At 68.9% G+C, this 22,562-nt stretch carries 19 protein-coding genes and 1 riboswitch; of the genes, 10 read left to right on the top strand and 9 right to left on the bottom strand.

The window, feature by feature from the left end:
• Window positions 1-17: 17 nt before the first annotated feature.
• Window positions 18-1,394: a D-amino acid dehydrogenase gene (locus H0B54_RS22330; protein ID WP_425490079.1), complete on the bottom strand. Its 1,377-nt coding sequence runs from the start codon at window positions 1,392-1,394 to the stop codon at window positions 18-20.
• Window positions 1,395-1,601: 207 nt separating this feature from the next.
• Here H0B54_RS22330 and H0B54_RS22325 point away from each other — a divergent pair, with 207 nt between their 5' ends.
• Window positions 1,602-3,143, top strand: coding sequence for a sigma-54-dependent transcriptional regulator (locus H0B54_RS22325; protein WP_188262154.1), 1,542 nt, complete (start codon window positions 1,602-1,604; stop codon window positions 3,141-3,143).
• A gap of 10 nt (window positions 3,144-3,153) precedes the next feature.
• On the opposite strand, the gene H0B54_RS22320 is transcribed toward H0B54_RS22325, so the two are convergent.
• Window positions 3,154-3,384, bottom strand: a complete 231-nt coding sequence (locus H0B54_RS22320) for an FmdB family zinc ribbon protein (RefSeq protein ID WP_094306268.1) — start codon at window positions 3,382-3,384, stop codon at window positions 3,154-3,156.
• A 125-nt stretch (window positions 3,385-3,509) separates the two neighbouring features.
• Between H0B54_RS22320 and H0B54_RS22315 the strand changes: the two genes are divergently transcribed.
• Window positions 3,510-4,061 carry a gamma carbonic anhydrase family protein gene (locus H0B54_RS22315; protein ID WP_188262153.1) on the top strand — a complete coding sequence of 184 codons (552 nt, stop codon included), beginning with the start codon at window positions 3,510-3,512 and terminating at the stop codon, window positions 4,059-4,061.
• Between the two features lie 22 nt (window positions 4,062-4,083).
• Here H0B54_RS22315 and H0B54_RS22310 read toward each other — a convergent pair whose 3' ends face one another.
• Window positions 4,084-4,833, bottom strand: coding sequence for a sulfite exporter TauE/SafE family protein (locus H0B54_RS22310; RefSeq protein ID WP_094306266.1), 750 nt, complete (start codon window positions 4,831-4,833; stop codon window positions 4,084-4,086).
• A 324-nt stretch (window positions 4,834-5,157) separates the two neighbouring features.
• Here H0B54_RS22310 and H0B54_RS22305 point away from each other — a divergent pair, with 324 nt between their 5' ends.
• On the top strand, window positions 5,158-5,607 hold the full coding sequence (locus H0B54_RS22305; protein WP_188262152.1) for a CBS domain-containing protein: 450 nt from the start codon (window positions 5,158-5,160) through the stop codon (window positions 5,605-5,607).
• Between the two features lie 98 nt (window positions 5,608-5,705).
• Here H0B54_RS22305 and H0B54_RS22300 read toward each other — a convergent pair whose 3' ends face one another.
• Together H0B54_RS22300 and H0B54_RS22295 are read right to left on the bottom strand one after the other, a co-directional pair.
• Window positions 5,706-7,424 carry a pyruvate, phosphate dikinase gene (locus H0B54_RS22300; RefSeq protein ID WP_188262151.1) on the bottom strand — a complete coding sequence of 573 codons (1,719 nt, stop codon included), beginning with the start codon at window positions 7,422-7,424 and terminating at the stop codon, window positions 5,706-5,708.
• A 248-nt stretch (window positions 7,425-7,672) separates the two neighbouring features.
• Window positions 7,673-8,440, bottom strand: a complete 768-nt coding sequence (locus H0B54_RS22295; RefSeq protein WP_188262150.1) for an NUDIX hydrolase — start codon at window positions 8,438-8,440, stop codon at window positions 7,673-7,675.
• A 191-nt stretch (window positions 8,441-8,631) separates the two neighbouring features.
• On the opposite strand from H0B54_RS22295, the gene pyk reads away from it, so the two are divergent.
• Window positions 8,632-10,095 carry a pyruvate kinase gene (gene pyk / locus H0B54_RS22290; protein WP_188262149.1) on the top strand — a complete coding sequence of 488 codons (1,464 nt, stop codon included), beginning with the start codon at window positions 8,632-8,634 and terminating at the stop codon, window positions 10,093-10,095.
• A 64-nt stretch (window positions 10,096-10,159) separates the two neighbouring features.
• Here pyk and H0B54_RS22285 read toward each other — a convergent pair whose 3' ends face one another.
• Window positions 10,160-10,849 carry a GntR family transcriptional regulator gene (locus H0B54_RS22285; protein ID WP_188262148.1) on the bottom strand — a complete coding sequence of 230 codons (690 nt, stop codon included), beginning with the start codon at window positions 10,847-10,849 and terminating at the stop codon, window positions 10,160-10,162.
• 179 nt (window positions 10,850-11,028) lie between these two features.
• Entirely contained in the window at window positions 11,029-11,643 is a 615-nt protein-coding gene (locus tag H0B54_RS22280; protein WP_188262147.1) for a thiamine phosphate synthase, read from the bottom strand.
• A 195-nt stretch (window positions 11,644-11,838) separates the two neighbouring features.
• Between H0B54_RS22280 and gcl the strand changes: the two genes are divergently transcribed.
• From gcl to oxlT (H0B54_RS22255), 5 genes are all read left to right on the top strand, one after another.
• Window positions 11,839-13,608: a glyoxylate carboligase gene (gene gcl, locus H0B54_RS22275; RefSeq protein ID WP_188262146.1), complete on the top strand. Its 1,770-nt coding sequence runs from the start codon at window positions 11,839-11,841 to the stop codon at window positions 13,606-13,608.
• Between the two features lie 208 nt (window positions 13,609-13,816).
• Entirely contained in the window at window positions 13,817-14,614 is a 798-nt protein-coding gene (gene hyi, locus H0B54_RS22270) for a hydroxypyruvate isomerase (RefSeq protein ID WP_188262145.1), read from the top strand.
• Window positions 14,615-14,680: 66 nt separating this feature from the next.
• On the top strand, window positions 14,681-15,589 hold the full coding sequence (gene glxR / locus H0B54_RS22265) for a 2-hydroxy-3-oxopropionate reductase (RefSeq protein ID WP_014240287.1): 909 nt from the start codon (window positions 14,681-14,683) through the stop codon (window positions 15,587-15,589).
• Between the two features lie 256 nt (window positions 15,590-15,845).
• Window positions 15,846-17,108, top strand: a complete 1,263-nt coding sequence (locus H0B54_RS22260) for a glycerate kinase type-2 family protein (RefSeq protein WP_188262144.1) — start codon at window positions 15,846-15,848, stop codon at window positions 17,106-17,108.
• A 254-nt stretch (window positions 17,109-17,362) separates the two neighbouring features.
• Window positions 17,363-18,661 carry an oxalate/formate MFS antiporter gene (oxlT, locus tag H0B54_RS22255; RefSeq protein ID WP_188262143.1) on the top strand — a complete coding sequence of 433 codons (1,299 nt, stop codon included), beginning with the start codon at window positions 17,363-17,365 and terminating at the stop codon, window positions 18,659-18,661.
• Between the two features lie 82 nt (window positions 18,662-18,743).
• On the opposite strand, the gene thiC is transcribed toward oxlT (H0B54_RS22255), so the two are convergent.
• On the bottom strand, window positions 18,744-20,585 hold the full coding sequence (thiC, locus tag H0B54_RS22250) for a phosphomethylpyrimidine synthase ThiC (protein WP_188262142.1): 1,842 nt from the start codon (window positions 20,583-20,585) through the stop codon (window positions 18,744-18,746).
• Window positions 20,586-20,699: 114 nt separating this feature from the next.
• Window positions 20,700-20,812: riboswitch (TPP riboswitch) on the bottom strand.
• Between the two features lie 188 nt (window positions 20,813-21,000).
• On the opposite strand from thiC, the gene H0B54_RS22245 reads away from it, so the two are divergent.
• Window positions 21,001-21,189, top strand: a complete 189-nt coding sequence (locus H0B54_RS22245) for a hypothetical protein (protein WP_038528112.1) — start codon at window positions 21,001-21,003, stop codon at window positions 21,187-21,189.
• A 71-nt stretch (window positions 21,190-21,260) separates the two neighbouring features.
• On the opposite strand, the gene oxlT (H0B54_RS22240) is transcribed toward H0B54_RS22245, so the two are convergent.
• On the bottom strand, window positions 21,261-22,562 hold a 1,302-nt coding region (oxlT, locus tag H0B54_RS22240; protein WP_211109495.1), incomplete at its 5' end, for an oxalate/formate MFS antiporter.

Here is a 22,562-nt window from a genome sequence, read left to right as displayed (position 1 = left end):
CGGGAGCAAAAGCCCCGTCAGGCCGCCGGGCGGGCCACGCCGCCGACCGTCGGGCGGCCGACCGTCGCGGCGGAGCGGCCGTAGCGGGCGACCGTCAGCCCGTCCATATCGATCTCCGTCTGGCGCCCGCCGACCACGTCGGCGACCACCCGGCCCGAACCGGCGGCCATCGTCCAGCCCAGCGTGCCGTGGCCGGTGTTGAGGAACAGGTTGCGCACCGGGGTCGGACCGACGATGGGGGTGCCGTCCGGCGTGTTGGGCCGCAGACCGGTCCAGAACTCCGCCTTTGAAAGATCGCCACCCGTCGGGAACAGATCGCCGACCACATGGTCGAGCGGACCGCGGCGGCCCGGACGCAGGGACAGGTCGAAGCCGGTCAGTTCCGCCGTACCGCCGACGCGGATGCGGTCGCCGAGGCGGGTCACCGCGATCTTGTGCGTCTCGTCCATCACCGTGGATTCCGGGGCGCCCGCCGGATCGACGACGGGCAGGGTCAGCGAATAGCCCTTCACCGGATAGACGGGCAGATCCAGCCCGAACGGTTTCACCAGCGTCGGGGAGTAGCTGCCCATGGCGACGATGTAGGCGTCGGCGGTCAGCGTGCCGGCGTCGGTGACCACGCCGGTGACGCGGCGCCCGTCGCTTTCCAGCTTGCGGATGCCGGTGTTGTAGCGGAACTCCACCCCCAGCTCCGTCGCCAGCGCGGCCAGCGCGTTGGTGAAGCGGAAGCAGTCGCCCGTCTCGTCGCCCGGCAGCAGCAGGCCGCCGACGATCTTCTCCTTGACCAGCCGCAGCGCCGGCTCGACCGCCGCGCAGCCTTCCACGTCCAGCAGGCTGTAGGGCACCTTGAAGCGGTCCAGCACGGCCATGTCGGTGGCGGCGGCGTCCACCTGCTTCTGGGTGCGGAAGAGCTGGAGCGTGCCCTTGGCGCGCTCGTCGTAGCGGATGCCGGTCTCGTCGCGCAGAGCGCGCAGACAGTCGCGGCTGTATTCGGCCAGCCGGACCATGCGGCCCTTGTTGATCTCATAGGAACGCTCGTTTGCGTTGGCCAGCAGCTTCAGGCACCAGGACCACATGGCCGGGTCCAGCTTGGGCCGGATCACCAGCGGGGAGTGCTTCATCAGCATCCACTTCACCGCCTTCGCCATCAGGCCCGGCGCAGCCCAGGGGGCGGAGTAGCCCGGCGACACCTCGCCCGCGTTGGCGTAGCTGGTCTCCAGCGCCGGGCCGGGCTGCCGGTCCACCACCGTGACCTCGTGCCCGGCCTTCGCCAGGAAATAGGCGGTGGAAACGCCGATGACGCCGCTGCCGAGGACGATGACGCGCATGTGAAGGCTCCCGAGATCACGGAATTGTTCGCATCTCATTCGCAAGCGCGATGCCAAGTGCCGGATGCCGCGGAAATGCTGGGGCGGACGGTTCCGCGCCGGACCAAGCCGTATACGAATCGTTACACGGCGCTCGAAATGCGCTCTCTGCCCCCCAGATATACACAGTTAAAGCAACGAGTTGCTTTATCCGTATAGAAATCGTTACGGCGTACATGGATGTTTACGGATGCGCCCGTCGTGGTACACTCACCCCCTCCATCGGGAAGAGCCATGCGCATCGACGTCCTGTTCGCCGACCGGGTCGGCATCGCCCACGAGATCCTGGCCGTGCTCGCCAAGCGGCGCCTGAACGTCGTGGCGGTGGAGGTGGACCCGCCGCACATCCACATCGACGCGCCGGAACTGGACGTGCCGGGCTTCGGTGCGCTCGACGCCGCCCTGCGCGCCGTGCCGGGCGTGGAGTCCGTCACCCCCATCGACATCCTGCCCGGCACACGGCGGCGACTGCACCTGGACGCCCTGCTGGCCGCCCTGCCCGACCCGGTGCTTGCGGTGGACCGCGCGGGCCGCATCGTGGTGGCGAACGCCGCCGCCGCGACGGTCGCCGGGCGCAGCGAGGCCGCCCTGACCGGCGCCGATTTCGGGCGGCTGTTCGGCGATGCGGAGTTGTCCGACCTGCTGGTGGACAGCGGCTTCCGCCTCAGCGCCGGACAGGAGGTCACGTTGAACGGACAGCCCTTCCTGCTGGACGCCACCCCCATTGTGGAGGACGGGCGGCCCGCCGGCGGGGTGGTCACCCTCTTCGCGCCGAGCCGGCTGGGCGAGCGGCTGAACGCGCTGCAAAATTTTGACGAGGGCGGCTTCGACCGCATCCTCGGCGAGTCCGCCCCGATCCGCTCGCTGAAGGCACGGGCGGCGCGGGTCGCGGCGGTGGACGCCCCGCTGCTGATCCTGGGGGAGACGGGCACCGGCAAGGAGCTGATCGCCCACGCCTGCCACCGCGCCAGCCCGCGCCGCGACAAGCCCTTCCTGGCGCTGAACTGCGCCGCCGTGCCGGAGAGTCTGGCGGAGAGCGAGCTGTTCGGCTACGCCCCCGGCTCCTTCACCGGGGCGCAGCGCGGCGGCAAACCCGGCCTCCTGGAACTTGCCCAGGGCGGCACCGTCTTCCTCGACGAGATCGGGGAGATGTCGCCCTACCTCCAGGCCAAGCTGCTGCGCTTCCTCAACGATGGGCGGTTCCGCCGGGTCGGCGGAGACCGGGAGCAGACGGTGGATGTGCGCGTGGTCAGCGCCACCCACCGCGACCTCGACGCCATGGTCGCCGAGCACAGCTTCCGCGAGGACCTGTTCTACCGGCTGAACGTGCTGTCGCTCCAAGTCCCGGCGCTGCGCGAGCGCGGCGACGACATCCTTCTGCTCGCCCGGCACTTCATCGCCCGCGCCTGCGCCCAGGCCCGCCGCCCACCCTGCCGGCTGACCGTCGCGGCGAGCGCCGCCCTGCTCGCCAATCCCTGGCCGGGCAACGTCCGCCAGTTGGAGAACGTCATCTTCCGCGCCGTGACGATGAGCGACGGCGCCTATCTCGACGCCGCCGACCTGGAACTGGCCGGGGCGCGCATGGAGGCCGAAACCGGCGGCGAGCCCGCCGAGCCGTCCAGCTGGGACGAGGCGGCGGCGGCGTTCGAGCGCGGCCTGCTCCGCCGCCTTTACCCGCGCTACCCGTCCAGCCGCAAGCTCGCCGCCCGGCTCCACACCTCGCACACGATGATCGCGAACAAGCTGCGCAAGTACGGGATACCGGACGGGACGTGAGCGCCGCGCGTTAGATGCGCGAGCGCTCGGCCTTGCTGTAGTTGCTGAAGTGGCCCTCCGCGGCGGCGGCGCGGCGGGCGGTGTTCAGGAACTTGTCGGCCTTGGTGTCCGGCGCGATGCGCGCCACCTTCCGCTCCAGCGCCGCCGACCCGCAGGAGGCGCAGACGGGCGTGTCCGACGAGCGCACCAGCGCTTCGAAGTCATGATCGCAGGCGGTGCAGCGGTAGGAGTAGAGCGGCATGGGGATCCTCACACGGGTCGGGAACCAAGCGCACCCATCATATCACGCAATTTTCTTATGGGTATAGCGCGGTGCAGCATTCTCACGCCGCCGATCCGTTCCGCGGTAGGATGCCCAAGCGAAGAATGAAGGAGGAACGGGTGATCTACGCCTTCAACGACAAGGTCCCGCAACTGTCGCCCCAGTGCTGGGTGGCCCCCAGCGCCACCGTCGTCGGCGACATCCTGCTGGAGGAGGACGTGTCCGTCTGGTGGGGCGCGGTCATGCGCGCCGAGGAGGAGCGCATCCACATCGGCGCCGGCAGCAACGTCCAGGACAACGCCGTCCTCCACGTCGATCCGGGCTTCCCGCTGCTCATCGGGCGCAACGTGACCATCGGCCATCTGGCGATGCTGCACGGCTGCACCGTCGGCGACGGCAGCCTGATCGGCATCGGCGCCACCGTCCTCAACGGCGCCCGCATCGGGCGTGACTGCCTGATCGGCGCCCACGCCTTCATCGCGGAGGGCAAGGAGATCCCCGACCGCTCGCTGGTGCTCGGCGCGCCGGGCAAGGTGGTGCGCACGCTGTCGGACGAGGATGTGGAGCGCATGCGCGCCCCCGCCGCCGTCTACCGGGAGCGGTGGAAGAGCTACGCCAAGGGGCTACGCCCGATCGCCGTTCCCGGGCAGCCTTGAGGCATCCCGGCGTGGGGCGCCCTCAGGCTCCGGCGCCCTTGATGAAGAAGTACAGGGTCAGCCCCACGCCGATCGACACCACCACCCACTTCATCACGTCGCGGCTGACCCGCTTCGCCGCGTGGGCGCCGGCGTAACCGCCGGCGATGGCCGACACCGCCATGACGGCGGTTTCCGGCCAGGACACCGCGTCGGACAGGCAGAAGGCCGCCACCGCCGCGCCGTTCATCAGCGCGGCCAACAGGATGCGCAGACCGTTCATGGCGTGGATGTCGCGCAGGCCGAACAGGGTCAGCGCCGCCAGCATCAGGAAGCCGATCCCGCCGCCGAAATATCCGCCGTAGATGGCGATGACGAACTGCACGACCAGAACGGAGCGTCCCCCCAGCCGCAGCCGGGCGGCCAGCGCCGGCATGAAGCTTCCCACCGCGAAGACCGCCGTCGCGAACAGCAGCAGCCAGGGCACCAGCCCGGCGAAGGCGCGGTCCGGCGTGGTCAGCAGAAGGACGGCCCCGACCACCCCGCCGACGAGGCTGACCACGGAGAATGCGGTGACGCTGACCTCCGTCACGCCGCGGATCTCGTTGCGGTAGGCCCAGGCGCTGGCCATCTGGCCGGGGAACAGGGCGACGGTGCTCGACACGTTGGCGCTGACCGGCGGCACCCCGGCGAACAGCAGCGCCGGAAAGGTGATGAAGGCCCCGCCCCCGGCGACGGCGTTGAGAACGCCCGATGCGAACGCCGCGAGCATCAGCAGCACCATGGCAACCATCGGACCCCCACCGTCAGCCTTCTGAGTATTTGGCATGCCAGCTATCGTTGTGGGCACCCTGACAATCGCCATAGGAACGACGGCAAAGGCCAGCGACGCCCCTTCACAAAAACGTCATTTCACTGATTGTTTGCTATATTAGCCATTGACGTGTCGTGGCATCTGGTATACCAAATATCCATCGCCTGCCACTGCCCGATGCCCAGGTGCCGCCGACGGCCTTCGACCGGCCCGACGCGGCTCCACCGGTCAAGCTCCGGTCCCCCGCGGGGGTCTCCGTGCAGGGCGCGCTTACGCAACCCGCTGTCTGGTGGAGGGCTCGCCATGAAAGTCGCCGACATTCTTCGGACCAAGGAATCCCGCGTCGTCACCGTCCGTTCCGGCGAAACCATCGAGGAGGCGATCCGGTTGATGAAGTCGGAAAACATCAGCGCCCTGGTGGTCAAGGACGTCTGCCGGACGGAAGGCAACGCCGTGGCCGGCATGCTGTCGGAACGCGACGTCGTCTACGCCCTGCTGGAGCGCGGCGCCTCGGTCCTGAAGACGCCGGTCTTCATGCTGATGTCGCGCGCGCCGCAGACCTGCTCGCCCGACGACAGCCTCGTCCATGCGCTGGAACTGATGGACCGCCACCACATCCGCCACCTGCCGGTACTCGACGGCTCCACGCTGGTCGGCGTCGTCAGCGCCCGCGACTTCACCAAGCTCCAGCTCACCGAAATGGTCGCCCACACCCAGCCCCCGCCTCAGGAATCCCCGGTCTACGCCCACTGACCGCGGCCCGGCGGAAGCGAAAAGGCCCCAGCCGGAAGGCCCGTCGTCCCATCGGACGGCGGGCCTTTCTTCATGGCGTCAAACCATCATTCGCCCCATCATTCGCTGGCGCCCTCGGCCCAGCGCAGCAACAGCGCCACGGCTTCCGGAGGCTCGGGGCGGATCATCGGCACGCTGCCCAGGATCACATGGCCCGCCCCGCCGTCCACGGTGATGATCTCACCCGCCCGGACGGTCAGGTCGCCCACGGTCATCACGCCGGCCGCTGGATCGACGCGCAGCATGCGCGCTCCGGTGACGCAGGGCAGCCCCATGGCGCGGGCGACGGTGGCGGCGTGGCTGGTCGCTCCGCCGCGGGCGGTCACCACCGCGCAGGCCACCTGCATGCCGTGCACGTCGTGGGGAGAGGTTTCCGGACGGCACAGCACCACCGCCACGCCCTCCGCCGCCAACCGGATCGCCTCGTCCGACGTGAAGACGGCGGCACCGGTGGCAGCACCGGAGGAGGCCGGCAGGCCGCGGGCGATCACCTCGTGGGGCGCGTCCGGGTCGGGAATGGGACGCAGGCTGTCCGCCAGCGCCGGCAGGTCGGCGCGCTGCACCGCCTCGGCCCGCGAGATAATGCCGGCCTGCGCCATTTCCGTGGCGATGCGCACCCCAGCCTCCGGCGTCCGCTTGCCGGCACGCGACTGCAGGATGAACAGGCGCCCCTGCTGGACGGTGAACTCGATCTCCTGCATGTCGCCGAAATGGCGCTCCAGCCGGTCGGCGATGCGGCCCAGCTCGGCGAACGCCTCGGGGGCGACGGCCTCCAGCGAGGCGTCGGCGCCAGCCAGTGGCCCCGGCGTGCGCAGCCCGGACACGATGTCCTCACCCTGGGCGTCTGGCAGGAACTCGCCGCACAGCACGGCCTCGCCGGTGGAGGGGTCGCGGCTGTGGGCGACCCCGGTGCCGGAGGCGCCGCCGCGATTGCCGAACACCATCGCCTGCACGGTCGCCGCGGTGCCCCAGTCGTCGGGAATGCCGTGCAGCGCGCGGAAGGCCACCGCGCGGGCGTTGCCCCAGGAGCGGAAAATGGCGCCGATGGCGGCGAAAAGCTGGGTCCGCGCGTCCTGCGGGAAGGGCTCCCCCGCCTCGCGTTCGATCACCTCGCGATAAGCGGAGGCCACGGCGCGCCAGTCGGCGGCGTTCAGGTCGGCGTCGCGGGTCAGCCCGCGCCCCTCCTTGTAGGCCTCCAGCGCCGCATCGAAGGCGTGGGCGCCCACCCCCTGCACCACCGTGCCGTAGGTCTGGATCAGCCGGCGGTAGCAGTCGTAGGCAAAGCGCGCGTCGCCGCTGCGCGCCGCCAACCCCTTCACCGTCGCGTCGGTCAGGCCGAGATTCAGGATCGTGTCCATCATGCCGGGCATTGACGCCCGCGCGCCCGACCGGACGGACACCAGCAGCGGATTCTCCGACCCGCCGAAGCGGGCGCCCGCCACGGCTTCCAGCCGGGTCAGCGCTTCCTCGACCTGGGCGGTCAGCCCGGCGGGAAAGCCGCCTTGCCCGGCGCGGTGCCGGCGGCTGGCCTCCGCCACGATGGTGAAGCCCGGCGGCACCGGCACGCCCAGCCGCGCCATCTCGGCCAGCCCGGCGCCCTTGCCGCCCAGCTCCGCCAGCATGCCGCCGTGCCCCTCCGCACCACCACCGCCGAAGGCGTAGACCCACCGCTGTCCACCGGCCGCCGGCAGCGCCTGGTGCCCGGCAACCACGGCGGCACCGACGGCAATGGCGCCGCTCGTGTCGGTGGAGCCTTGGATGATGGACTGGTGGAGCATGGACCTATCCTCGCGTCGGCGTGGTGTTCAGGCACCCAGTGGACATGAACGGAAAATTTCTCCGGTCAAACCGATATCTTATTTCCTCATAATGCCAATTTACGAACTGAGTGCAATGCACAAATAGTCGCATTTGCGACGATAACGCTTCGGCGGCGAAAAAAGGCACGGGAAATTCCGCATAGCGGAATTTTAGGCGAATTGTTGCCCAGAAATTCGGGCCGGAAATGCGCGATCTCCCTGTGGGCTCAGCCCAGCCGTGCCTGCTCCAGAGGGATACGGGTCAGGAGGTAGCCGAGCCCTTCTGGAATGCACAGCGCCGGGCCTTCGGGGGTGTCGGCGGGACGGGGCAGGATGGGGGCCAGCGGGTGGAATCGCGCGGCCTCCTCCATCGCGTGCCGCACCGTGCGGCAACCGGCCAGACGGAGCAGATTCATACGGGTGGCGAAGACCAGCGACAGCCGTTCCGCCTCCGCCTCGGCCAGGATGGCCCGCGGCGTGCCCCAGAATCCGGCGACCGCCTCCACCCCGTCCACCACCGCGGTCTGGCGCGGCGGCGCCTTGGCCAGGAAGAAGAGGGTGTCGTAGCGCCGCCAGACGCTCTCCGGCGTGAGCCAGCGGGCGAAGGGGACCAGCGCCGCCACGTCCGGCTCCAGCCCCGCCGCCAGCAACCGGTCCAGGAAGGTTCCGCCCGGCGCGGTCCGCAGCCCGTCGAGAATGGACGCATCCAGGGAGCCGCCGGCCAAGAGAAGGCCGCATTCCTCGAACGCCTCGCGGATCGCGGCCATCCGCTGCGGCATGTCGTCGGTCAGCGGCAGGGACAGCTCCCGCCAGGGAAGCGCGCTGTCCTCCGCGTCGAGCCGCCCGCCGGGGAACACCGTGGCGCCGGGCGCGAAGCGAAGGTCGCGGTGCCGCTGGATCATGAAGACCTCCAGCCCGTCCACGCTGTCGCGCAGAAAGATCAGACTGGCGGCGGGAAGCGGCTCGACAGGCGTGTTGATGGCAGGCGTGTTCATGGCATCGTCCTGTCTGGTCGCGGGCGTTCAGTGTCCGCCCACGGCTCACCCCCGGTCAAACCAACCGTGTGACTTCCCGCTATGTGGAAAAGCCATAGCGTCGGTTTGACCCCCGCCCCGCCCCGGTCGCAGCATCACCCCAACACCGACCAGTCACCGCCTCGTCATCGCCCTCTCAGGAGGCCCGCGCCATGCAGCGCAACCGCAGCACCAAGATCGTCGCCACTCTGGGGCCGGCCAGTTCGACCTACAGCCAGATCTTCGCCCTCGCCGAGGCCGGCGTGGATGTCTTCCGCCTGAACGCCAGCCACGGCACGCAGCGCGACCACGCCGAACGCTACCGCCAGATCCGCGCGGTCGAGGAGACGGTCGGGCGCCCCATCGGCGTGCTTCTCGATCTTCAGGGTCCGAAGCTGCGCGTCGGCACCTTCAAGGAAGTGGCGGTGATCCTGGCCGGCGGCGACCGCTTCCGCCTCGACCTCGACCCGACCCCCGGCGACCGCAGCCGCGTCTGCGTCCCGCATCCGGAGATCTTCGCCAGCCTGGAGCCGGGCCACGAGCTTCTGCTGAACGACGGACGGATGCGCCTGCGCGTGCTGAGCTGCGGCCCCGACCACGCCGAGACCGAGGTCATGGTCGGCGGCACCCTGTCCGACCGCAAGGGCATGAACGTCCCCGGCACCACGCTGGCCCTCAGCGCCCTGTCGGAGAAGGACCGCAGCGACCTGCAGTTCGGCCTGACCCTGGGTGTGGACTGGATCGGCCTCAGCTTCGTGCAGCGGCCCGAGGACATCCTGGAGGCGCGCGCCCTGATCGGCGACCGCGCCCACATCATGACCAAGGTGGAGAAGCCCGCCGCCCTGCCCCGGTTGGAGGAGATCATCGCCCTGTCGGACGCGGTGATGGTCGCCCGCGGCGACCTGGGCGTGGAGTTGCCGCCGGAGGACGTGCCCGGCCTGCAGAAGCGGATGATCCGCCTGAGCCGCGCCGCCGGCAAGCCGGTCATCGTCGCCACCCAGATGCTGGAATCCATGATCACCGAGCCGACGCCGACGCGCGCCGAGGCGTCGGACGTGGCGACCGCCGTCTATGACGGGTCGGACGCCGTGATGCTGTCGGCGGAATCGGCGTCGGGCAAGCATCCGGTGGAGGCCGTGGCGATGATGGACCGCATCATCCGCCGGGTCGAGCGCGATCCCCTCTACCGCCGCATCATGGACTCCGAGCATCCGAGCCCGGAGGCGACCACCCCGGACGCCCTGTCCGCGGCGGCCCGCCAGATCGCCGAGACCATCTCGGCCGCCGGCATCGCCACCTTCACCAGCACCGGCTCCACCGCGCGGCGCGCCTCGCGCGAGCGGCCGACCGTGCCGATCCTCGGCCTCAGCGCCGAACGCGGCACCGCCCGCCTGCTGTCGCTGGCCTGGGGCGTGCACCCGGTCTGGACCGCCGACGTGGCGAATTTCGCGGAAATGGTCGAGCGGGCCAGCCTCGTCGCCGCCCAGGAGGGCATCGGCACCCCCGGCCAGTCGCTGATCGTGACGGCGGGCGTCCCCTTCGGAACGCCCGGCACCACCAACAGCCTGCGCGTGGTCACGATCACCGCGAACGGTCTGAACAGCGTGACGACCGCACAGCTCCACGAGCCGGCCTGACCACCCGTGCGTGCCCTTCCCCCCTCACCGGGGGCGGGGCACCCTCACTCCAGGAAGTCGCCCCTCACTCCAGGAAGTCGCAATGCTTTTCGACGTGCGCCGCCAGACCCAGCGTGTGGTCGCGGATCAGGTGTTCGGCCTGATCGACGTCGCGGCGTTCCAAGGCCTTGATGATTTCCTTGTGGTCGTTGATCGACCGCTCCGCCCGGTTGTCCTGGCCGATGGTCAGCTTGCGGATGGCGCGGATGTGGATGAACAGGTTGTCGGTCATCTCCTGGATCAGCTTGGACCCGCTGAGCCGGATGATGCTTTTGTGGAAGGCGATGTTGGCGTCGGAGTACTCGTTGACATGCTCCTTGGGGTTCCGCATCTCGAAGTTGCGGAACAGGTCCCACAGGGTGCGGATGTCCTCGTCGGTGGCCTGCTGGGCGACCATCCGCCCGGCCATGCTCTCCAGCGCCGCCCAGACCTGGATCATCTCGACGATCTCGGCCTTGGTCTTGCGGATGACGAAGATGCCCCGGCGGGGCTGGAGGCGGATGAACCCCTCCTGCTCCAGCAGGGTCAGCGCCTCGCGGATCGGCGTCCGGCTGACGCCCAGCAACTCGCTGAGCTGCCGCTCCTCAAGCCGGATCTCGTCGTTATGGTCGTAAATGTCCATTTGCGAGATGGCTTGCTTCAACGCGTGGTACGCTTGGCTGCGGAAGGTCGTTCCGGTGTCGAGCGGCTGGACGTTGATCGGCGGAGGGTTCATGGTCGGCACCGTTCCTCAATGCTGGCCGTCCGGAAGCACCCCACTGTGCGCCGGCCCGGTCGTGCGAAAGGCATCGCATCGTTTTCGTATATGAGATACCAGATGCACATTTCCGGCTGAAAAGTCCAGAACCACGATAAAGAAAGGGCGGTTTCAACCGGCGCCTTTTCTTCCCGTCTTCATCCTTTCAAGGCCTTGAGCAGATCGGACAGGCGGTCCGGCGTCCGCATCAACCCGCCCATGACCGCCACTCCGGCGGCTCCAGCGGCCAAGCACTCTCCAACATTGCCCGACTCCACACCGCCGAGCGCGATGATGGGAAGGGTGGAGTCCGCGGCCAGGCGTCCCAGCCCTTCCGTCCCGACCTGTGGGCCGTAGCCCGGCTTGCTCGGCGACGGAAAGATGGGCGACAGCGTGACGTAGTCCGCCCCGCCCGCCGCGGCCCGCCGAATCCCCTCGGCGTCGTGGGCCGAAAGCCCGACCAGGGCGCCGGGGCCGAGCCGCCGCCGCGCCGCCGCCACGTCGGCCCCTTCCGGCAGATGCACCCCGTCGGTCCCGGCGGCCAGCGCCAGATCCGGATCGCCGTGCAGCGTGACCAGCGCCCCCCAGGGCCGTGCCCGCTCCACCAGCGCATGGGCCAGGGCGACCTGCCGCGACTCGTCCAGATCCTTTTCCCGCAGCGACAGCCAGCGCAGGCCCCCGGCGAACAGACGCGCCGCCAGATCCGGCAAGGGCTGCGCCGCCTGCCGCCGGTCCGTGATCGCCAGGAGGCGGGGACTCGGGATCGCCATCATCCGATCACGATGACAGCGCCATCGGGACTGTGCAAGTGCAGCATAATTGTCCGCGGCGCCGTGAAGGACTGCCCCGTTCGGCGCGATTTCCATCACGCGGAAAGGATTCGCCAACACTTTGCCAATAGCCGCCCCGCTGATGAAAGCTCAATCCAACGCAACAGCGACCCGTTACGCGAGGGAGGAGACCAAGCCATGGCTAGGATGATGGCGATTGAAGCGGCGGTGCATGTCCTGGAAAAGGAAGGTGTGTCCGTTTGCTTTGGCGTCCCCGGAGCGGCCATCAATCCGTTCTACGCGGCGCTGCAACGCAACGGCCGCATCGGCCACGTTCTTGCGCGCCATGTCGAAGGCGCGTCGCATATGGCCGAAGGCTACACGCGCGCCAAGGCCGGCAACATCGGCGTGTGCATCGGCACCTCCGGCCCCGCCGGCACCGATATGATCACGGGCCTCTATTCGGCCTCCGCCGACTCCATTCCGATCCTGTGCATCACCGGCCAGGCGCCCCGCGCCCGCCTGCACAAGGAGGATTTCCAGGCCGTGGACATCCCGTCCATCGCCAAGCCGGTCGCCAAGTGGGCGGTCACCGTGCTGGAGCCGGGGCAGGTCCCCTACGCCTTCCAGCAGGCCTTCCACCTGATGCGCTCCGGCCGGCCCGGCCCGGTGCTGCTCGACCTGCCGATCGATGTGCAGATGGCCGAGATCGAGTTCGATCCCGACGCCTACGAGCCGCTGCCCACCTACAAGCCGGCGGCGACGCGCGCCCAGGTGGAGAAGGCGCTGTCCATGCTGAACGCGGCGGAGCGTCCGCTGCTGGTGGCCGGCGGCGGCATCATCAACGCCGACGCCAGCGACCGGTTGGTCGAGTTCGCCGAGGTCGCCGGCCTGCCGGTCATCCCGACCCTGATGGCCTGGGGCGCCATTCCGGACGATCACCCGCTGATGGCCGGCATGGTCGGTCTCCAGACCGCCCACCGCTACGGCAACGCCGCCATGCTGGCGTCGGACTTCGTGCTGGGCATCGGCAACCGCTGGGCCAACCGCCACACCGGCTCGGTCGACGTCTACACCAAGGGCCGCAAGTTCGTGCATGTGGACATCGAGCCGACCCAGATCGGCCGCGTCTTCGCACCGGACCTGGGCATCGTCTCCGACGCCGGGGCGGCGCTCGACCTCTTCATCGAGGTTGCGAAGGAGTGGAAGGCCGACGGCAAGCTGCGCGACTGGTCGGAGTGGGTGAAGACCTGCCAGGTCCGCAAGCGCTCCATGCTGCGCAAGTCCGACTTCGCCAACGTGCCGATCAAGCCGCAGCGCGTCTATCAGGAGATGAACAGCGCCTTCGGCGAGGACGTCTGCTACGTCTCGACCATCGGCCTGTCGCAGATTGCCGGCGCGCAGTTCCTGCACGTCTACAAGCCGCGCCATTGGATCAATTGCGGTCAGGCCGGCCCGCTCGGCTGGACCCTGCCGGCGGCGCTCGGCGTGCGGGTGGCCGATCCGAAGCGCAAGATCGTCGCGCTGTCCGGCGACTACGACTTCCAGTTCCTGATCGAGGAGCTGGCGGTGGGCGCGCAGTTCAAGCTGCCCTACATCCACGTTCTGGTGAACAACAGCTACCTCGGACTGATCCGGCAGGCGCAGCGCGCCTTCCAGATGGACTTCCAGGTCCAGCTCTCCTTCGAGAACATCAACGCCCCGGAGATCGGCGTCTACGGCGTGGATCACGTCGCGGTGGCCGAGGGACTCGGCTGCAAGGCCATCCGCGTCACCGACCCGGACAACCTGCAATCCGCCTTCGCCCAGGCGCAAGCCTGGATGGACGAGTTCCAGGTCCCGGTGGTCGTCGAGGTCATCCTGGAGCGCGTCACCAACATCGCCATGGGCACGGAGATCAACAACATCACCGAGTTCGAGGACGTGCTGGACGTGCCCGCGGACGAGCCGGAGCTGGTGCGGGTCTGATCAACACGCCGCGCGCCCAAATCCCCTCCCCTGCGAAACGGGGGAGGGTCAGGGTGGGGGCACGCGGCTCCGCCAGATCCACAGTTCCGCAGGGTGGAAAAAGGCGGACGTCGCGTTGACGCCTCCGCCATCGCCCTTCGATCCTGACCGCCAACCGGCCAAGTCCGTAACGAACATCCGGCCCGAAACGACCATCCGGGAGAGAGACATGCCCAAGTTCGCCGCCAACCTGACGATGCTCTACAACGAGCTGCCCTTCCTCGACCGCTTCGCCGCGGCGGCGAAGGACGGCTTCACCGGGGTCGAGTATCTGTTTCCCTACGCCTTCGAGAAGGATGCGCTGGTCGAGCGGCTGGCCGCCAACCGGCTGACCCAGGTCCTGCACAACCTGCCGGCGGGCGACTGGGACGCGGGCGAGCGCGGCATCGCCGTCCTGCCGGACCGCGTGGGCGAGTTCCAGGACGGGGTGGGCCGCGCCATCGAGTACGCCACGGCGCTGGGCTGCAAGCAGATCAACTGCCTCGCCGGCAAGGCCCCGGCGGGCGTGGCGGCGGACGCGCTGGAGCGCACCTTCGTGGACAACCTGTCCTTCGCCGCCAAGGCGCTGAAGCAGGCCGGCATCCGCTTCCTGATCGAGCCGATCAACACCCGCGACATTCCGGGCTTCTACCTGACCAACACCGCGCAGGCGGAACGGATCCTGGAGGCCGTCGGCTCCGACAACCTCTTCATCCAGTACGACGTCTACCACATGCAGATCATGGAGGGCGACCTCGTCCCGACCATCCAGCGCCTGCTGCCGAAGATCGCGCATGTCCAGATCGCCGACAATCCCGGCCGCAACGAGCCGGGCACCGGCGAGATCAACTACCCCTTCGTCTTCGCGGCGCTCGACCGGATCGGCTACGACGGCTGGGTCGGCTGCGAGTACAAGCCGGCCAAGGGGACCAGCGAAGGGCTGGGCTGGATGCGCGCCGCCACCCCCAGCGAGACCGTAGCCGCCTGAGGGCCGCCACCTGATCGCCCACCCCTTTTTCGACCGCCCGAACACAGAAGATTTGAGGACACAGCCATGAACGTTGGATTCATCGGTCTCGGCATCATGGGCCGCCCCATGGCCGGTCATCTGGCCGACGCCGGCCACACCCTGTTCGTCTACGACATCAACCCGGCCCCCGAAGACCTGCTCGCCAAGGGCGCCACGGCCTGCGGCTCCAGCCGTGAGGTGGCGCAGAAGGCCGACATCGTCTTCACGATGGTCCCCGACACCCCCCATGTGCAGGCCGCCCTGTTCGGCCCGAACGGCGTCGCCGAGGGTCTGTCGGCCGGCAAGATCGTCGTGGACATGTCCTCGATCTCCCCGATCGAGACGAAGGCCTTCGCCCAGCGCATCAACGAGCTGGGCTGTGACTACCTCGACGCCCCGGTGTCCGGCGGCGAGGTCGGCGCCAAGGCCGCCTCGCTGACCATCATGGTCGGCGGTCCCGACAAGGCCTTCGAGACGGTGAAGCCGCTGTTCGAGAAGATGGGCAAGAACATCACGCTGGTCGGCGGCAACGGCGACGGCCAGACGACGAAGGTCGCCAACCAGATCGTCGTCGCCCTGACCATCGAGGCGGTGGGCGAGGCCCTGCTGTTCGCGTCCAAGGCCGGCGCCGACCCGGCGAAGGTCCGTCAGGCCCTGATGGGCGGCTTCGCCTCCTCGCGCATCCTGGAGGTGCACGGCGAGCGCATGGTGAAGCGCACCTTCGATCCGGGCTTCCGCATCGAGCTGCACCAGAAGGACCTGAATCTGGCCCTGTCCGGTGCCCGCGCGCTCGGCGTGTCGCTGCCCAACACGGCGACCTGCCAGGAGCTGTTCAACGCCTGCGCGGCCCAGGGCGGCAAGGCCTGGGACCACTCCGGCATGGTCCGCGCGCTGGAGCTGCTCGCCAACCACGAGATCGGCCAGAACCACCGCGTGACCGAACCCGCGGAGTGAAGTTGTTCTTTATCTCCCTCTCCCGCCCCGGGAGAGGGAGGGGCCCATGCATAGCATGGGAGGGTGAGGGTGCCGCCAAGGAACAGTGCCTTGATCCTTGCGCGACCCTCACCCGCCCGCTTCGCGGGCACCCTCTCCCGGGACGGGAGAGGGGTACTTCCCCCATTGCCCCCCGCGCCAAATCCGTTAGCATTCCCAGCACATGAGGACCGGCGCCGGTGAACGGCGCGGCTCAGGGAAGGGACAGAACCAGACCATGACGACCACCGACCCCCGCGCGCTCCTGACCGACATGTTCCGCGCCGCCGTCGCTTCGGCGCAGCCGGCGCTGTGCGTGCCGCCGCACCTTCCGGAACCGCCGAAGGGCCGCACGGTCGTCGTCGGTGCCGGCAAGGCCGCGGCCTCCATGGCGAAGGCGGTGGAGGATCACTGGAAGGGTCCGCTGTCCGGGCTGGTCGTCACCCGCTACGGCCACAACGTGCCCTGCGAGCGGATCGAGGTGGTCGAGGCGTCGCATCCCGTCCCCGACGAGGCCGGCCAGCAGGCGGCGAAGCGCATCCTCGACATCGCCGCCTCGCTCGGCCCCGACGACCTGATGCTCTGCCTGATCTCCGGCGGCGGCTCCGCCCTGCTCGCCCTGCCCGCGCCGGGTATCAGCATGGCCGACAAGCAGGCGGTATCCAAGGCGCTGCTCCGCTCCGGCGCGAACATCACCGAGATGAACTGCGTGCGCAAGCACCTGTCCGCAATCAAGGGCGGGCGACTGGCCGCAGCAACCAAGGCGCGGGTGGTCTCGCTGGTCATCTCCGACGTGCCGGGCGACGATCTGTCGGTGATCGCCTCCGGCCCCACCGTGCCGGACCCGACCAGCTACGCCGACGCGCTGGCCGTGCTGGAGAAGTACGGCATCACCCCGCCGCAGCCGGTCATGGACCATCTGCTGGCCGGGCGCGACGAGAGCCCGAAGCCCGGCGACCCGCGGCTGGAGCGCGTCAGCACCATCCTCGTCGCCACCCCGCAGATGGCGCTGGAACGCGCGGCGGAGGTCGCCCGCAAGGCCGGCGTCACCCCGGTCATCCTCGGCAACGCGCTGGAGGGCGAGTCGCGCGAGGTGGCGCTCGTCCATGCCGGCATCGCCCGCCAGATCGTCGAGCACGACCAGCCGGCGGCCAAGCCCTGCGTCCTGCTGTCCGGCGGCGAGACCACGGTGACCGTGCGCGGCAAGGGACGCGGCGGGCGCAACGCCGAGTTCCTGCTGGCACTGACCGTGGCGCTGGACGGGATGAAGGGCGTCCACGCCCTGGCTGCCGACACCGACGGTATCGACGGGACGGAGGACAACGCCGGCGCCCTGCTCGGCCCCGACACGCTGGCCCGCGCCGCCGAGGTCGGCGTCAACGCCAAGGAGCGGCTGGCCGACAACGACGGCTACAGCTTCTTCAGCGCGCTCGGCGACCTGCTGGTGACCGGGCCGACCCTGACCAACGTCAACGACTTCCGCGCCGTTCTGGTCCTGTGACGGGCGGGGCACCGCCGGCCGATTTAATATATCACTTATGGCCAGAGCGGCGCCCGCTCACGAAAATTTCTTGCTGACTCCACGGATCATCCGCCACACTCACCGTCAAGGCATCACGAATACGGCGTCTGGCATGCCAACGGCATGCAACCGGATTGCCCCGTTCGAAGGACAAAGCGAAGCGGTCGGGCACCGAACGCACCCCGCGCGCGCCAGGACAAGAACGAGATAGCGGACCATCCGGGAGGAACCATATGCGCCAAACCGGTGCGCGGAGCGCTCTGCCTGTCGGCGGGCGTTGGATGCAGTTGCTTGCCGGCGTCATCTGCATGTCGATGATCGCCAATCTCCAGTACGGGTGGACCCTCTTCGTCGAACCCATCGACGACAAGCACGGCTGGGGCCGTGCGGCCATCCAGGTGGCCTTCACCATCTTCATCGTCACCGAAACATGGCTGGTGCCCGTCGAGGGCTGGTTCGTGGACCGCTTCGGCCCGCGGATCGTCGTGCTGTTCGGCTCGGTGCTCTGCGCCGCCTCCTGGGCGCTGAACGCCGTGGCCGACTCGCTGCTCGTGCTCTACGTCGCCGCGGCCATCGGCGGCATCGGGGCGGGCGCCGTCTACGGCACCTGCGTGGGCAACGCGCTGAAGTGGTTCCCCGACCGGCGCGGTCTGGCGGCCGGGATCACCGCGGCCGGCTTCGGAGCCGGCTCCGCCCTGACGGTCGTGCCAATCGCCACGATGATCGAAACCTCGGGCTACGAGGCGACCTTCATGGCCTTCGGGCTGGGCCAGGGGCTGGTCGTCTTCGCGCTCGCCTGGCTGTTGGTGGCGCCGCCCTCCGCTCCGCTCGCCCGCGGCGGATACTCCGCCCCGCCCGCGCAGCGGCAGTACACGCCGAGCCAGATGGTCCGCACCCCGGTCTTCTGGGTCATGTACGCCATGTTCGTGATGGTGGCCGGCGGCGGGCTGATGGCGACGGCGCAGCTCGGCCCGATCGCCCAGGATTTCGGGCTGGCCCACGCGCCGGTCAGCATCCTCGGCCTGACCCTGCCCGCCCTGACTTTCGCCCTGTCCATCGACCGGGTGCTGAACGGGCTGACCCGTCCCTTCTTCGGCTGGGTGTCCGACCACATCGGGCGCGAGAACACCATGTTCATCGCCTTCGCGATCGAGGCGGTGGGCATCGTCGCGCTCAGCCTCTACGGCCGCGACCCGGTGGCCTTCGTGCTGCTGACCGGTCTGGTCTTCTTCGCCTGGGGCGAGATCTACAGCCTGTTCCCGGCCTGCTGCGCCGACACCTTCGGGTCGAAGTTCGCGGCGAGCAACGCCGGCCTGCTCTACACCGCCAAGGGCACCGCGGCGCTGCTGATCCCCTTCGCCAACATCATCGCCGACGCGACGGGAAGCTGGCACGCCGTCTTCCTGCTGGCCGCCGGGGTCAACGCGCTGGCCGCCGTGCTGGCGCTGTTCGTCCTGCGCCCGATGCGCAACCGCATGGCCGCCGAGTCGCTGGGCACGCCCAACGGCCGGAGCGTGACGGCAACGCCCTGACGCTCTCTTCCCCTCCCCCCGCTTGGGGAAGGAGCCGAAGCGAGGGGGCGCCCGCAAGGGCGTCCCCTTTCCATTTCGGGCGCTAGTCCGCCGCCTGCCCTTCCTCCAGGTAAATCTCCCCGCCCTTGGCGCGGAAGCTCTCCGACATCTCGGCCATGCCGGAGTTGGCGTATTCCCGCACCTCCTGCGTGATCTTCATCGAGCAGAACTTCGGCCCGCACATCGAACAGAAATGCGCAACCTTCGCCCCCTCTGCCGGCAGGGTCTGGTCGTGGAAGCGCTCCGCCGTCTCCGGGTCGAGCGACAGGTGGAACTGGTCGCGCCAACGGAACTCGAAGCGGGCGCGCGACAGGGCGTCGTCGCGTTCCTGGGCGCCGGGATGGCCCTTGGCGAGGTCGGCGGCGTGGGCGGCGATCTTGTAGGTGACCACGCCCACCTTCACGTCGTCGCGGTCCGGCAGCCCCAGATGCTCTTTCGGCGTGACGTAGCAGAGCATCGCCGTGCCGAACCAGCCGATCATGGCGGCACCGATGGCGCTGGTGATGTGGTCGTAGCCCGGCGCGATGTCGGTGGTCAGCGGCCCGAGCGTGTAGAAAGGCGCCTCGCCGCACAGCGCCAACTGCTTGTCGACATTGGCCTTGATCTTGTGCATGGGCACATGGCCCGGCCCCTCGATCATCACCTGCACGTCGTGCTTCCAGGCGATCTTGGTCAGCTCGCCCAGAGTCTCCAGCTCGGCGAACTGGGCGGCGTCGTTGGCGTCGGCGATGGAGCCGGGGCGCAGCCCGTCGCCCAGCGAGAAGGCGACGTCGTACGCCTTCATGATCTCGCAGATCTCCTCGAACCGCTCGTAGAGGAAGCTCTCGCGGTGGTGGGACAGGCACCATTTCGCCATGATCGAGCCGCCGCGCGACACGATGCCGGTGGTGCGCTTGGCGGTCAGCGGGATGTGCGCCAGACGGATGCCGGCGTGGATCGTGAAGTAGTCCACCCCCTGCTCCGCCTGCTCGATCAGCGTGTCGCGGAAGATCTCCCAGGTCAGGTCCTCGGCTTTGCCGCCGACCTTCTCAAGTGCCTGGTAGATCGGAACGGTGCCGATGGGGACCGGGCTGTTGCGCAGAATCCATTCTCGGGTGGTGTGGATGTTGCGGCCGGTGGACAGGTCCATCACGGTGTCCGCGCCCCAGCGGATCGACCAGACCATCTTGTCCACCTCCTCCCCCACCGAGGAGGCGACGGCGGAGTTGCCGATGTTCGCGTTGATCTTGGTGAGGAAGTTGCGGCCGATGATCATCGGCTCCGATTCGGGGTGGTTGATGTTGGACGGGATGATCGCCCGCCCGCGCGCCACCTCGTCGCGGACGAACTCCGGGGTCACATGGTCGGGGATGGAGGCGCCAAAATCGTCTCCGTCCCGCGCCGCTGCCTCGGCCATCCGCCGACGGCCCAGATTCTCGCGGACGGCGATGTACTCCATCTCCGGCGTGACGATGCCGGCGCGGGCGTAGGCCATCTGCGTGACCGCCCGGCCCGGCTTGCCGCGCAGCGGACGGCGCCCGGCGCGGTCGAAGACGGGCACGGCGCGCGTCTCGCCGGCGCGCAGCCCGTCGTCCTCCGGACGGACCTCGCGGCCCTCATAGGCCTCGACGTCGCCGCGCCCCTCGATCCAGGAGCGGCGCAGCTCCGCCAAGCCGCGGCGGATGTCGGTCTGCACGGCGGGATCGCTGTAGGGGCCGGAGGTGTCGTAGACGCGCACCGGCGGCTCGCCGCCGCCGACATGGATGTCGCGCATCGCCACACGGAGGTCGGGGAAGCGCTCCCCCGCCACATGGACCTTGCTGGACGACGGCAGCGGGCCGGTCGTCACCGAGAAATGGTCGGACGGCGTGGCTTGTTGGGAAGCGGGGGGAAGAGAGTCGGGCATCTGCTTGGATCTCCATCGCACATAGGATCGTTGGAGACCCGGGTGTGACGGAGCGGCAGAACGGACGACCGGAGCGGTCCCCATAAAGGGGTGCGCGATAGGGTGCGCGTGACCGTGGCCCGTTTGTTCCTGTCCCTACGCCGGTACGACCCGGATCAGGTTCAAAGGGTTCGGCGCCTTACGGCATCATCTCAGCCCCGTGCTATGGGGCTCCCCTTGGAACGTCGCCATGCTGAACGATCCGCCCCACCCACGTCAACGCGATTCACGGCGAATCCCACCCGATCAATGCAATTGTTGCGGTTCTGGTATCCATTATCTGGTATACAAAATCCCATTGCGCAGCCTGAGCCGGGCCGCTATGCTGCTTCACAACAAGAAGCAAAGCCCCTCCCGAGTGCCCGGAGCCCGTCCCATGCTCGAATCCCAGATGATCGCCTTCGTCGCCCTGGCCGGCCTGATGGGCCACGGCCTGACCCTGCTGATGCGGGAGGACGACGAGTGGACTTCCGATCCGCAGGACGAGCAGCCGGACGGCCTCTGGTCGTCGGACCGCTTCAACCAGTCCGGCGAGGGCCACAACCGTCCCTTCTTCCTGGAATGAAAGAAGGCCGCCGCGCGGGGTGCGCGCGGCGGCCTTTCTCCGAGGGCAGTAACCCGTTGTGCGCGGACCGATCAGTGGCCGGTCTGCACCGCCAGCCCCCCCGCGCCCTGCCGGGCGGCGAGCTCGGCGTTTCGGGCGTGGTGCTTGCGCAGCATGGGCCGCAAGACCGCGATGGCGCAGAAGGCCGCGATGAGGTCCATGGTGGCGCAGATGTAGAGCACGGTCGCCCAGGTGCCGGTGGCTTCCATCAGCAGGTTGCCCAGCGGGACCAGCAGCGCCGCGACGCCCTTGGCGCAGTACAGCACGCCGTAGATCTTCGCCGCATGCTTGGTGCCGAAGGTGTCCGCCGAGGTCGCGCTGAACAGGCTGTACACTTCGCCCCAGGCCAGGAACACCAGACCCGACAGGATCAGGAACATGATCGGGTCGTGGCCGAAGCGGCTGAGCATCAGGATGCCGAGGCCTTCGAAGGTGAAGGCGATGAACATCGTCGCTTCACGGCCGATGTGGTCGGAGATGAAGCCGAACAGCGGACGGGAGATGCCGTTCATCACGCGGTCGAGCATCAGCGCGAAGGGCAGAGCCGCCATGGTGATGCCGAACAGGCTGATCGGGGCTTCCTTGACGCCCAGATCGTGGGCGATCACGCCGAGCTGGGCCACCGCCATCAGGCCGCCCGACACGGTGCAGATGAACATGACCATCATGACCCAGAAGACCGGCGTCTGCAGCGCTTCCTTCAGCGTGTAGTCGCGGCGGGACTGCAGGACCTTGGTCGAGGCCTTGACCTGATCCTTCTGCGGAGCGCGCAGGAAGAAGGCGGCGATGAGGATGATCGTGCCCTGCAGCAGGCCGAACCAGAAGAAGGTCGCCTGGTAGCCCGAGGAATGGATCATGTTGGCGATCGGCAGGATGGTCACGGCCGAGCCGGCGCCGTAGCCGCCCGCGGTCAGGCCGACGGCGAGGCCGCGCTTGTCCGGGAACCACTTGAGCGCGCTGTTGACGCAGGTGGCGTAGACGCAGCCGACGCCGATGCCGCCGATGGCCGAGCCGACATAGAGCATGCCGAGCGAGCCGGCGTAGCTGTCGATGATCCAGGAGAGGCCGGTCATCACGCCGCCGAAGGCGACGATGGCGCGGGGGCCGTAGCGGTCGATGAAGTAGCCTTCGATGGGGGTCAGCCAGGTCTGGACGACGACGAAGACGGTGAAGGCAGTCTGGATCGAGGCGCGGGTCCAGCCATGGGTGGCCTGGATTTCCGGCACGAACAGCGTCCAGGCATACTGGATGTTGGCCGCGGCCACCATGCAGACGATGCCGACGACGATCTGCATCCAGCGCGCGCCTTCGGAAATGGGCGCCTGCGAGCCGCC

The organism is Azospirillum tabaci (assembly GCF_014596085.1).
GTDB lineage: Bacteria > Pseudomonadota > Alphaproteobacteria > Azospirillales > Azospirillaceae > Azospirillum > Azospirillum tabaci.
Note: the sequence above shows the minus strand (reverse complement) of the source record. Positions and strands in the feature narration are given on the sequence as shown.

Excerpts from the sequence above, each read along its gene's own strand:
- H0B54_RS22325 (WP_188262154.1), top strand. The coding sequence starts at position 1,602 with ATGCGCATCGACGTCCTGTTCGCCGACCGGGTCGGCATCGCCCACGAG.
- H0B54_RS22320 (WP_094306268.1), bottom strand. The coding sequence starts at position 3,384 with ATGCCGCTCTACTCCTACCGCTGCACCGCCTGCGATCATGACTTCGAA.
- H0B54_RS22315 (WP_188262153.1), top strand. The coding sequence starts at position 3,510 with ATGAAGGAGGAACGGGTGATCTACGCCTTCAACGACAAGGTCCCGCAA.
- H0B54_RS22310 (WP_094306266.1), bottom strand. The coding sequence starts at position 4,833 with ATGGTTGCCATGGTGCTGCTGATGCTCGCGGCGTTCGCATCGGGCGTT.
- H0B54_RS22305 (WP_188262152.1), top strand. The coding sequence starts at position 5,158 with ATGAAAGTCGCCGACATTCTTCGGACCAAGGAATCCCGCGTCGTCACC.
- H0B54_RS22300 (WP_188262151.1), bottom strand. The coding sequence starts at position 7,424 with ATGCTCCACCAGTCCATCATCCAAGGCTCCACCGACACGAGCGGCGCC.
- H0B54_RS22295 (WP_188262150.1), bottom strand. The coding sequence starts at position 8,440 with ATGAACACGCCTGCCATCAACACGCCTGTCGAGCCGCTTCCCGCCGCC.
- pyk (WP_188262149.1), top strand. The coding sequence starts at position 8,632 with ATGCAGCGCAACCGCAGCACCAAGATCGTCGCCACTCTGGGGCCGGCC.
- H0B54_RS22285 (WP_188262148.1), bottom strand. The coding sequence starts at position 10,849 with ATGAACCCTCCGCCGATCAACGTCCAGCCGCTCGACACCGGAACGACC.
- H0B54_RS22280 (WP_188262147.1), bottom strand. The coding sequence starts at position 11,643 with ATGATGGCGATCCCGAGTCCCCGCCTCCTGGCGATCACGGACCGGCGG.
- gcl (WP_188262146.1), top strand. The coding sequence starts at position 11,839 with ATGGCTAGGATGATGGCGATTGAAGCGGCGGTGCATGTCCTGGAAAAG.
- hyi (WP_188262145.1), top strand. The coding sequence starts at position 13,817 with ATGCCCAAGTTCGCCGCCAACCTGACGATGCTCTACAACGAGCTGCCC.
- glxR (WP_014240287.1), top strand. The coding sequence starts at position 14,681 with ATGAACGTTGGATTCATCGGTCTCGGCATCATGGGCCGCCCCATGGCC.
- H0B54_RS22260 (WP_188262144.1), top strand. The coding sequence starts at position 15,846 with ATGACGACCACCGACCCCCGCGCGCTCCTGACCGACATGTTCCGCGCC.
- oxlT (WP_188262143.1), top strand. The coding sequence starts at position 17,363 with ATGCGCCAAACCGGTGCGCGGAGCGCTCTGCCTGTCGGCGGGCGTTGG.
- thiC (WP_188262142.1), bottom strand. The coding sequence starts at position 20,585 with ATGCCCGACTCTCTTCCCCCCGCTTCCCAACAAGCCACGCCGTCCGAC.
- H0B54_RS22245 (WP_038528112.1), top strand. The coding sequence starts at position 21,001 with ATGCTCGAATCCCAGATGATCGCCTTCGTCGCCCTGGCCGGCCTGATG.